Below are 11,853 nucleotides of genomic sequence, written 5' to 3' on the forward strand. Positions count from 1 at the left end.
GGATTTTTTATTTTATACAGAAGAGAGGTGAAACTTAATGTCTGACTTAATCACTCATTTACAAAACAGGTTAATAGTCGCTGATGGAGCAATGGGGACTTTACTATACTCCCACGGTGTTGATCGATGTTTCGAATCTTACAACACCACTCATCCCGATGAAATCCTCCATGTTCATCAAACTTATCTTGATGCTGGAGCAGAAGTTATTCAGACCAACACTTATGGAGCGAACTATATCAAATTGTCTCGCTTTGGTTTAGAAGACCAAGTACATCAATTGAATACCAAAGCGGTTCAGCTCGCCAAGACTGCTGCTGAAGACCGAGCATTTGTATTAGGAACAATCGGAGGAATTAGAGGGGTTCAAAAATTAATAACTTCCAAAAAAGAGATTATCCGCAGCTTTAAAGAACAACTATTCTCACTATTACTAGAAGGTGTGGATGGCATTTTACTGGAAACATACTATGACTTTGAAGAAATAAAACAAGTGTTAGAGATTGCTAGACAAGAAACAGATCTACCTATCATTGCGAATGTTTCCATGCACGAACCTGGCGTGATGGAAAATGGGATCCAGCTTGCAGTGGCCCTCCAAAAATTAGAAGAGATTGGCGCAGACGTTGTAGGAGTGAACTGCCATTTAGGTCCTCACTATATGATCAAAGCACTAGAGTCTGTCCCACTTCTTGAAAAGGCCTTATTAGCAGCATATCCGAATGCAAGTCTTCCTGCTTATCAAAACGGGAAACTAGTTTACAACCAATATAGCCACTACTTTGAAAGATGTGCGAAGGATTTCCGCGATCAAGGTGTGCGCTTACTAGGTGGATGTTGTGGTACAACACCGGAACATATCCGAGCACTCAAAGAGGGTATTGCCGACTTAGAGCCTATTAAAGAAAAAGAAATCAAACAAGTAACATTTACCCAAAACACAAATGACCAGCAACCTCCACTACGAACAACGCTTGCAGATAAGGCTCGAAAACGACATACCGTTATTGTGGAACTAGACGCACCAAAACATCTGGACACAGAATCCTTCATGAATGGTGCATTTGCATTGGAGAATGCTGGGGTGGATGCCATTACCTTAGCTGATAACTCCTTGGCTACTCCACGTATTAGTAATCTCGCAATGGCCATGAAAATGAAGCAAGCAGGTTGTCACGCAACACCACTTATCCATTTAACGTGTCGTGACCGAAATTTAATTGGGCTTCAATCCCATTTAATGGGACTGCATACACTAGGCTTTCATGAAATTCTAGCCATTACTGGAGATCCGACACGAATTGGTGGTTTTCCAGGTGCATCATCTGTTTTTGATGTGACATCTTTTGAACTAACAAAACTTATTAAACAACAGTCTAACCAAGGGCTTTCTTTTTCTGGTCGTTCTTTAAAAACAAACACCCAGTTTCAAGTAGCTGCTGCATTTAATCCTAATGTAGCTAATCTCGATAAAGCAGTAAAAAGAATGGAACGGAAAATAAAGCATGGTGCGGACTACTTTTTGACTCAGCCTATTTTCAATCATGAGCAAATTATCGAATTACATCGACTTACTAAACATATTGATAAACCCATTTTCATTGGGATTATGCCACTCACTTCCCATCGGAATGCAGAATTTCTTCATCATGAAGTGCCAGGCATGAAACTGTCCGATGAAGTTCGAACAAGAATGCAGCATCATGATAATCGCCAAGATAGTTTACAAGAGGGTATCCAAATCTCCAAGGAATTAATCAAGACGGCTATGAACTATTTTAATGGCATTTATATTATCACACCGTTTATGCACTATCCGTTAACAGTGGAACTCACGAAGTATGTTCATCAACAAGCTAAGTTAGTAACAAAAATATAAAATTAAAAGGAGTTTTTACACGATGACTACGATTTTCAGTGCCAATTTAGGTTACCCACGTATAGGAGAAAAAAGAGAATGGAAAAAATCAATTGAAGCATTTTGGCAAGGAGATATTACCGATAAATCACTGAAAGAACAAACAAAAAAACTACGCTTAAACAATTTGAAGAAGCAAAAGGAACAAGGCATTGATTTTATTCCTGTAGGGGACTTTTCATTTTATGATCATATATTAGATACGGCCGTTTCTTTCAATATTATACCGGAACGTTTTAATCATCATAACCCAACAGACTTGTCTAGCTATTTCGCCATTGCCCGTGGTGAAACGAATGCGGTAGCAGCTGAAATGACAAAATGGTTTAATACGAATTATCACTATATCGTGCCGGAACTAAAAGGAACTACACCAACATTAATCGAGAACCGGGCATTATACTATTATGAAGAAGCAAAAGAAGAATTGAACATTGATGGAAAGCCTGTTATTGTCGGACCAGTCACATTTGTGAAACTTGCAAAAGGCTATCAAGAAAGCGAATTGGAAAGCTGGGTTAACCGATTGCTGCCATTGTATCAACAAATCCTTAGCGAGTTAGCGACGGCTGGAGCCAGTTGGGTGCAGATAGATGAGCCAATTTTAGGCACCAATCTCTCCGAGAAGGAAATACAACTTGTAGAGCAAGTTTACCAAACGATCGATAACAATGTATCAGGTATTCAAATTATTTTACAAACTTATTTTGAGACTGTTCAACATTATGAGCGAATTACAGCTCTACCGGTAAAAGGAATTGGCTTAGACTTTGTTCATGGCGATAATTTAGCCTTAATCAAAAAGTTTGGTTTTCCTTCTGATAAAGTTTTAGGCGCAGGTATTATCAATGGACGTAATGTATGGCGCGCGGACTTAGATGAAAAATATCAACTTTTACAAGATATCCAACAAGCAGCAAACCCAAAAACATTGATTGTACAACCGTCCTGTTCTCTATTGCATGTGCCTGTGACAAAACACTTAGAGGAAAAACTTGATCCTGTTGTAAAAGACGGCTTAAGCTTTGCCAACGAGAAATTAGAAGAGCTGCAAATCTTAACAACCGCTTTACAAGAAGGAAAACAGTCTGTAGAAAATGCTTTCGAAGCTAGCAAACAAGCTATTTCCAACTTAAATCAATCCGATTACCGCAGTCAAACACCTGCAGTTGCCAAAACAGATGCTAAACGCGAAATTCCTTTTGCTGAAAGGAAGAAACGTCAACAGGCGACATTAAAATTGCCATTACTACCTACTACAACGATAGGAAGTTTGCCGCAAACAAATGAGGTAAAACGAACAAGAACAAAGTGGCGTAAAGGTGATATTTCCGACCAGCAATATAATGAATTTGTTGAAGATGAAACGAGAAGATGGATTCAAATTCAGGAAGATCTAGATTTAGATGTACTCGTTCACGGAGAATTCGAGCGAACAGATATGGTTGAATATTTTGGAGAAAAATTAAAAGGCTTTGCCGTAACTGAATTTGGTTGGGTTCAATCCTATGGTTCACGTTGTGTCAAACCACCTTTATTAGTCGGAAATGTCGAGTGGGAAAAAGCCATTACGGTAAAAGAAATTGCCTATGCTCAATCTTTAACCGATAAGCCTGTCAAAGGGATGTTAACCGGACCTGTTACGATCTTAAACTGGTCATTTGTTCACGAAGGATTACCTCGGTTCACGGTACAAGACCAAATTGCCTTAGCTCTCGAAAAGGAAGTATTGGCACTCGAAGAAACAGGTATTAACATTATACAAGTAGATGAACCTGCATTACGAGAAGGTTTACCACTGGATCGGTTAAAATGGCCAGCTTATTTTGATGCTGCGGTAAATGCTTTTCAACTTGCAACGTCAACAGTAAAACCAGAAACACAAATCCATACCCATATGTGCTACTCTGAATTCGGGGAAATTTATGAAGCTATTGATGGATTAGACGCTGATGTGATTTCCATCGAAACTTCTCGAAGTCACGGAGAAATGGTTGAAACTTTTGAAAAAAATGACTATAAAAAGGATATCGGGCTTGGCGTCTATGACATTCACAGCCCACGTGTTCCGACTTTGCAAGAACTTGAAGCAAACATCCAACGTGCCCTGGAAACTATCGATGTCGAACAATTCTGGATCAACCCAGACTGCGGACTGAAAACAAGAAGAGAAGCTGAAACCATTGCCGCTTTGGAAAAAATGGTGGAAGCAGCTAAGAAAGTAAGAAAACAGTATACCACTATTAATCAACACTAATATGTAAGAAAAGTACTTTCCCCAAGCTGGCTTTCAGTGGGAGGTGCTGTTCCAAGGAAGAGGACATTGATCCCAAAAGAATAACTTGGCTTATCGCCAAGCACTTAAAAAATGGCTACATTCAACATTTTGCTGAATGTAGCCATTTTATATGCCATTTTTATATTTTCTTCAGGAATAAGTGTGATCCAGAATCTGATTGATGCCCTGATAAGGTTGGAACTGTGTAAAACCAATATGGTGTACTTAAACTACCTCAACCAGATTCAATTTACTCGTACATGCTAATATACAGGAACCTTAAAGAAGAAATTACATAATCTCTGTATGAACGTCCTAATTATAGAAACAATAAGATATGATGTCGAATAGTGTAGATAAGTACAGGAGGGCATTTTATGAAATACAAGGAGTATTGGGACCAGATATATGAAAAGAATGAAGAGTTAAATTCGATAATATCTTCTTATTGGAGTAATTACTCCGATATGGGAACATGGCAGTTTTGGGTTGTAGTTTCCTTATTGATATTCCCCCTATTCTTGCTCTACTTTACAGTAGACAGAAAAAGAATGTTTGAGTTGTTTTTCTTTGGATACACAGTTCATATGCTTTGGACATACGTTGATATTATACTCGAAAGGTACGGTTATTTCGTTCACACATATTTTCTCACACCAGTATTGCCAATGGCACTAAATATGACTGCTTCTGCACTTCCAGTAGGCTTCTTACTTATATATCAATATTGTACAAATAATAAGAAAAACTTCTATTTGTATACTATAATATTAAGTGTGGTGTTTGCATTTGGTTTTGCAAGCTTAGAAGCCCATTTTGGGTTGTTAAAATTTAATAAAGGAATGAATCAATTTTATGTTTTCCTCATCGATATAGTAATAGCATTTATTTCTTTTTGGTTTACAAAATTCATTAGAAGGATCGTAAATATGCCAAAATAGTTATTTAATTTGCGGGAGCTTTTGTTGCAATGAAGGAGCGCTTTTCCATGGCGCTCCTTTTGTTAACTACATAGGTATTGTGTATTCACGACTTATGCCGTTGTTTATTAGACGTTGTAGCTCTTTTACTATACGGGACAGGCGGCTTAAGACTTTACCGTAAGTTGCACCTAAATATTGTTGCAATTTACCGATTGTTTCAGGACCTATTAAACCTACTTTAGCAACAGCATTTTGTATAAGCAAGATAGAACTATATTTGATATTGCTGATACCATATCCCAATTAGTTCCTTCCATTTAACACAATGGCAAACTAGATTTTCCAGGAATAAATCCCATTTTCGTTATCAGATTAATTTTCTTTTGCGAATCATCAGTAGTAACCCAAATGCGATTACTGCAATTCCTGCTAGTAAGTAATTAAACATGGACGTAGCAGTATCTGGCAGTACATTGTTTTGGTTGGATGTGCTTTCTGATTTAGATTGATCTTTTGGTTCATTAGCATTATCATCATTTTTTACTTCGCCGCCAGAGTTTCCGTCACTGTTATTGGTGGCATTTCCTTTTGTATTTCCATCGCTGTTATCTGTTCCGTCTTCTCCATTGTTTTCACCATTATTATCTGATCCTTCTCCACCAGAGTTATCGCCATCATTATCTGGTTCATCTTCACTAGCTTCCAATACAGTAAAAGTCGAGAAGTGAGAAGTTGTGGCCATTACAACACCATCTTGATATTCACCACCAATTTCTTCCCATTCACCAGTCTCTTCATTTAGATAGAAAATTTTTAGAATATCCGTATTGTCAGGATTTTCGTCATCGATATCAAAGGCTAATTGAACACCGTCTGTTTCAGAAAAATCACTTATTACATTTTCACCTTCAACCAGAGTGAAATCATAAACAGCACTTTTTGCACCTTCTACATCTGCAAGCTTTTCGATGATGATAGTGACATCCTGTTCCCCACTAAATATTGCTGCTGGAAAATCTAGTGCTACATCATTTTTTTTTACAGATAAAACGGCATTTTTAGCTTTTAATTTTGCTAATTGTGACTGTGTTACGGTAATTTCTAATGGTTGGCTTTCATCTATATCTTCTACTTCCGTAAAGTCGACCGTAGCTTTACCATTTGCAGCTACATGATCAAAAATAGCATCTTTTACTATTGCCTTATTCCCAGCAACATCTGGCAATGTCACTTTCGGCACAGCAGAGATACGACCTTCTGTTCCATAAGCCAATGGGTTATCTTCCGTTGTCTCTAATGAAATAATATAATTTTCGAGTGCTTCTACATCAACCGGTCCTTCTTCTCGCTCAGAATCTATTGATCCAAATACGCCTCCGGAAGCTAAATAGCTATTTGTTGTTAATGTATAGGTATCTTTCTTTTTAACCTTCTTACCATTTGGAAGTGTTATGGATATCACCTTATTTGCAGCTTTATTATAGCGATATTGGAATCCAGACACACTATAATCCGAACCGTTATCAGAAAGCTGTGCATTTAATATCTCTTCTAATTCAGCACCTGTCACTTCCATTTTCACCAATGTATTGCCATGAGTGAGTATCTTTTCTAATGACGATGTTGTGATCGGTCCTACTAATAATGAAGAACTAATTCCTCCACCATTTGTCACAGCAAAATCACTGTCCATTTCCATTCTCATACTATCCGTAATTAAATTACCTAGACCATGATCGATGCCATTCGTATAACTGCCGACTAAATCTTGGGCATTATAGCCGATCGCTTCGTCTTCATCATCCATGTCTGGAAGTTCATCAGTTTGAGCAATACGTCCCTCTGATCCAATCACTAATGGGTTATCTTCAGACGTATCTAAATACTTGATGTAGTCTACTGCAGCATCGACATCGACTGGACCCATCACTGGATTGTTACCTAGGTTGCTAATAGGACCATCCTGTGTACCAATATAATTGTTCGTTGCTAATACATACGTCTCTTCTGGATCGATCGGTGATCCATCCGGGAAGGTAATATCTACTACATGCTGATAATCATAATTGTATGTGTAATGTAAACCGGACACACTATAGTCTGAACCATATCCTGATAAGTTATCGTTTAAGATTGGAATTAAGTCTTTTCCTTTGATTTCCAATGACATCACACTATTAGCAAAAGGTAAAATATTAAATACTTCACCCCAAGTAATTGGGCCGACGTTTAATGAGTCACGGATGCCACCACCATTATGCATAGCAAAGTCAGCATCCATTACCCATTTCATGCCATCTGCTATTAAATTACCTAAACCGTGATCCCCATCATTCGTGTATTGACCTGTTAATTCCTGTGCATTATAACCGATTTCTTCATTCACGATCGATTCGATTTCTGACTCATATTTATGAAGAATACTTTCAACAGCTGGTTCAGGCTGATAATCGTCTTGTTTTACAAATACGACCTCTGATTCTACATCAATAATATCTTTTGTTTCACGATCAATTTGAATATCGACATCAGCAAAAGCTTTTCCATATTCAGATGCTTGAATAATCCACTTTTCATCGACAACCGCATCCACTACCTGATGGTTATGGGCTGCAAAAATAATGTCTACTGCATCATCGGTATTTTTAGCTAAATCTGCTGCCGCTCCTGTAGCAGATGAGCCGGATTGTGTTGCCGGCATATGCGCAAGAACAACAATAGCCTCAACACCTTGTTCCTGTAATTCATCGACTGCATCATTAACCGCTTCTGTTTCATCCGTAAATGCCACATTTTCTAGGGAAGATGGCATAACCATGTTCATTGTTTCTTGTGTATTCACACCGATAAAACCAATTTCCACACCATCGATTTCTTGTATTGCATATGGTGGTAAATAGGTTTCCCCAGTATCTTCCTCAATACAGTTGGCACAAAGCACATCAAAGTTCATCCCTTCATACCCCTCTGTACCAAGTCCTTCTGGATGATCACCACCATCAACCATCCGCTTTAATTCTTCTAACCCCTCATCAAATTCATGGTTTCCTACTGTTCCTATATCAAAGCCCATTTCATTCATCATTTCAACGGTTGGCTCGTCTTGTAGTAAACCGGAAATAGGTGAACTTCCACCAATCATATCACCGGAATGTACAAGTAAAGTGTTCTCATTTTCTTGTTCACGTTCTTTCATCGCTTGTGCTGTATAATCCATACGACCATATACAGCATCTTCACCATCAACATCTAATACATATTCCTGGTCAATCTTACCGTGTAAGTCATTCATGCTTAAAAGTTGTACTTCCAATATGTCATCAGATGGCTCTTCCCCTGCTGTTGCTGAAGAATAGCCTTGTGCTTCTGCTTCTTCAGCGCTTGCAAAGAAGATACGTTTTTCTACAGGAACATCTGCAAATTCCGTGGGTTCTACATATTCTTTAGTATCTGAGTTACCTACATAACGGTGGAAATCACCACCTTCTGTAATTGCACGATATTCAAAAGGTAACTCTGTCAATGGATTTGCAGGGTTCCAAATACCTCGTTCATTATCTATCGCTTCTTTTACCGTATCCTGATAAAGCTGATAATTATCTTCATCACCAATTGGCCAGATAAAGTAGGTTGCTGCATATCCTTCCTTTACCAGTTCCAGGTTAGTATTCACACCATCCTCATTAATGACTTCGGCTAGCAATCTACCATATTGATCAGTTGGTTCTTCACCAATTCTTAAGGTTACTTCTGAACCTTCTGGTAATAATTCCTTCAATCGATCTGTTGCATACTGACCATGTTCTTTTTGATTTTCCTCATCTGCACCATTTGCTCCAGATACACTTGTTTCGGGTGTGTCGATGTTAACAAACCGAACTCGATCCGCCCCTAAAACAGGTGTTGATAACCGAATCGTGTCACCATCTGAGACATATTCAACTGTTGACGTATATTCACCACCTGCATCCGGCGCTTCTGGCTGTTCCTCCGCTAATGATATATCACTAGCATTTCGTGGCAATAATTGATAGCTATCGTATTGACTTAAAACAGCTGTAATATCATACCATTTTCCTTCTTCTAATGACGGGACATCTAAAGTCCCTGCTATGACTCTTAAAGTAGTACTATTAAAATCACTATCTATTAATGAAATGTTGTAGCCACCGCCAGCAGGATCAGACGGAATGCTCTGAATGTAGCCTGAAACAGAAACCAATTGGCCTTCTAAAGGTTCAGCTATTGCTTCATCATTTAAATCTACTAGTGTAATAGCTGTTGGTGATGGTAATGTTTCACCACTAGCCAGTATTTCTATGTTTTGTGGTATTATCTCTGTTAATCCCCGATAAACATCTATTTCACCTGTAACCTTGATGCGATCCCCCTCGTTAAGTGTCGGGAAAGCTGATCCATCAAAAGCAAAAAGATTTATACCTGCTGTATCATCTTGTATATAAGTGGATAATTGATCACTATTTGGATCCGCTAGATTACTAGATGTTACCACACCCTCAATGGTTACGACACTACCTGTTGTTTGTTGGCGCGCATCAGCAATCGTCCGTTCACTTGGATCTTCTTCCTCTATTACATCACCATCTGCAAATAAAATACTTGATACATATTCAAGCGATTCCTGACCAGAATAGACATCCCTTGTTCCTGTTACGATAATTTTTTGTCCTAATGCTGCTTCATTTAACTCAGGACTAAATTGATCTCGCTGATCTGGTTCCAATTTTACAATAATAGATGTTGCATCCTCATTATTCTCTTCCGCAACTCTAATTGCATACTGACTATTGAAAGGGGCTACAATATACCCTTCCATTGTTACCTCTGTATCATGACTTTCTGACAAAGCATCAGATACAGAAATGGTCTCTGTCTCTTGTGCATTCACTTCTATTAAAGGTACAAATGCACTGGATAGCTGAGTAAAAACAAGTAAAAATGCTAATAATAAACTCGTTAGTTGTACTCTTGAATGGTCATTCATTCATTTTCCTCCTCTATTAGGTTATGTATCTTAACAACCTTATTCTAACAATAGAAATTGTGAATTAAATAAACCCTTCGTAAAGTGTTTGTTAACTTTTGTAACTGTACGAATAAAGTGAGACTTCTATCAGTGTGGGTTTTCTTCTCCCTCACTGATGGTTATCAAATGGCTAGCGTCCGTTATCTCTCACTTACACCTCATTGATTTTTCTAAGTCCTGAAGTGTGATTTTACGGACGATTGTTCACCGAGATAAATTATTTACATTTTTATTCTTGTAACTCATTATAAAATCACGTACAATATAGTTAATAAATTAATTTAATTAAGTCGACAAAATATTTCAAAGGGTGATAAATAAAATGGATTTAGTTGCAAAATTCCAAGATGTTTTCCAGACAAATGAACAACCAAGAGCTTTTTTTGCGCCAGGGAGAATTAATTTGATAGGTGAACACACAGATTATAATGGCGGACATGTCTTCCCTGCCGCTATTTCCTTCGGTACGTATGCATTAGCAGTACCGCGACAGGATAAAACGTTACGTCTCTATTCGGATAATTTTCCGGATAAAGGGATAATCGAAGTGTCACTTGATGACCTTTCTTACAAGAAAGAAGACGATTGGACGAATTTTCCTAAAGGGATGATGCTTTACTTCCAAGAAGAAGGATTCAACATTGATACAGGATTTGATGTGTTATTCTATGGAAATATTCCAAACGGTGCAGGTCTTTCCTCTTCTGCTTCGATTGAACTTGTAACCGGTGTTTTATTAGAAAATCTTTATCATATCGATATAGATCGTATTCAAATGGTTCGAATCGGACAAAAAGTTGAAAACGATTATATAGGTGTCAACAGTGGTATTATGGATCAATTTGCGATCGGAATGGGAAAAGAAGATCACGCCATGCTATTAGACTGCGATACATTAAACTATCAATATGCACCAATAAAATTAGAAAATCATGATATTATTATTATCAATACGAACAAAAGACGAGAACTGGCGGATTCAAAATATAATGAACGCCGCAGCCAATGTGAAGCAGCACTTGCCGACTTGCAAAAGGAGCTCCATATTAACAGCCTTGGAGAATTAACACCGGAACAATTCGAGGGAAACCGTTCATTAATCAGTGATGAAACAAACCAGAAACGTGCCAAACATGCCGTATATGAGAATGCTAGAACCATCGATGCATTGAAAAAATTAAACACTGGTGAGCTAAAAGCATTTGGAGAGCTAGTGAATCAATCCCATATTTCATTGCGTGATGACTATGAAGTAACAGGTGTGGAGCTTGATACCATTGCCGAAACTGCCTGGCAACAAAAAGGAGTCCTTGGTGCCCGAATGACAGGCGCTGGATTTGGTGGATGTGCGATAGCGATCGTTGAAAAGACAGAAGTTGAAGCTGTCAAAGCGGCTATTGACAAAGCATATCAGGAAAAAGTAGGTTACGCACCAACCTTTTATGTAGCCGCAATCGGAGACGGCGCCAAGGAAGTTGCACTTTAAAAAAAGCGGGCAAAACCCGACCATTTTACTGATTCGCAGTTGATACAAACTGCGAAGTTGTGAAAATTTGACTTGGTGTAGCTTCCTCCCATTCTGATTTAAGGTAAGTGCTAGCATTCGCTACGGCAGAATACTGCGCTTTCCATGGGCACGGCCTCAGCCTCCTCAGAAAGCAAAGTGCGCCTTCCTGCGGAGTCTTCG

At 38.4% G+C, this 11,853-nt stretch carries 6 protein-coding genes; 4 read left to right on the plus strand and 2 right to left on the minus strand.

What is annotated here, in order from left to right:
- The first annotated feature begins 37 nt into the window (after positions 1–37).
- The 3 genes from GI584_RS21555 (at position 38) to GI584_RS21565 (ending at position 5,137) form a co-directional block, all read left to right on the plus strand.
- Positions 38–1,879, plus strand: coding sequence for a bifunctional homocysteine S-methyltransferase/methylenetetrahydrofolate reductase (locus GI584_RS21555; RefSeq protein ID WP_100358835.1), 1,842 nt, complete (start codon positions 38–40; stop codon positions 1,877–1,879).
- 22 nt (positions 1,880–1,901) lie between these two features.
- Positions 1,902–4,175, plus strand: a complete 2,274-nt coding sequence (gene metE, locus GI584_RS21560; RefSeq protein WP_153792583.1) for a 5-methyltetrahydropteroyltriglutamate--homocysteine S-methyltransferase — start codon at positions 1,902–1,904, stop codon at positions 4,173–4,175.
- A 398-nt stretch (positions 4,176–4,573) separates the two neighbouring features.
- Positions 4,574–5,137, plus strand: coding sequence for a hypothetical protein (locus tag GI584_RS21565; protein ID WP_153792584.1), 564 nt, complete (start codon positions 4,574–4,576; stop codon positions 5,135–5,137).
- 66 nt (positions 5,138–5,203) lie between these two features.
- On the opposite strand, the gene GI584_RS21570 is transcribed toward GI584_RS21565, so the two are convergent.
- Together GI584_RS21570 and GI584_RS21575 are read right to left on the minus strand one after the other, a co-directional pair.
- A complete protein-coding gene (locus tag GI584_RS21570) occupies positions 5,204–5,422 on the minus strand; it encodes a hypothetical protein (protein WP_153792585.1) in 219 nt (72 codons plus the stop codon).
- 64 nt (positions 5,423–5,486) lie between these two features.
- Entirely contained in the window at positions 5,487–10,124 is a 4,638-nt protein-coding gene (locus GI584_RS21575) for a 5'-nucleotidase C-terminal domain-containing protein (RefSeq protein WP_153792586.1), read from the minus strand.
- 364 nt (positions 10,125–10,488) lie between these two features.
- On the opposite strand from GI584_RS21575, the gene GI584_RS21580 reads away from it, so the two are divergent.
- A complete protein-coding gene (locus GI584_RS21580) occupies positions 10,489–11,652 on the plus strand; it encodes a galactokinase (RefSeq protein WP_153792587.1) in 1,164 nt (387 codons plus the stop codon).
- Positions 11,653–11,853: the final 201 nt, after the last annotated feature.

This window comes from Gracilibacillus salitolerans (assembly GCF_009650095.1).
Lineage (GTDB): Bacteria > Bacillota > Bacilli > Bacillales > Amphibacillaceae > Gracilibacillus > Gracilibacillus salitolerans.

What these genes read in the sequence shown, in the direction of transcription:
- GI584_RS21555 (WP_100358835.1), top strand. Translation starts at nt 38, where the DNA reads ATGTCTGACTTAATCACTCATTTACAAAACAGGTTAATAGTCGCTGAT.
- metE (WP_153792583.1), top strand. Translation starts at nt 1,902, where the DNA reads ATGACTACGATTTTCAGTGCCAATTTAGGTTACCCACGTATAGGAGAA.
- GI584_RS21565 (WP_153792584.1), top strand. Translation starts at nt 4,574, where the DNA reads ATGAAATACAAGGAGTATTGGGACCAGATATATGAAAAGAATGAAGAG.
- GI584_RS21575 (WP_153792586.1), bottom strand. Translation starts at nt 10,124, where the DNA reads ATGAATGACCATTCAAGAGTACAACTAACGAGTTTATTATTAGCATTT.
- GI584_RS21580 (WP_153792587.1), top strand. Translation starts at nt 10,489, where the DNA reads ATGGATTTAGTTGCAAAATTCCAAGATGTTTTCCAGACAAATGAACAA.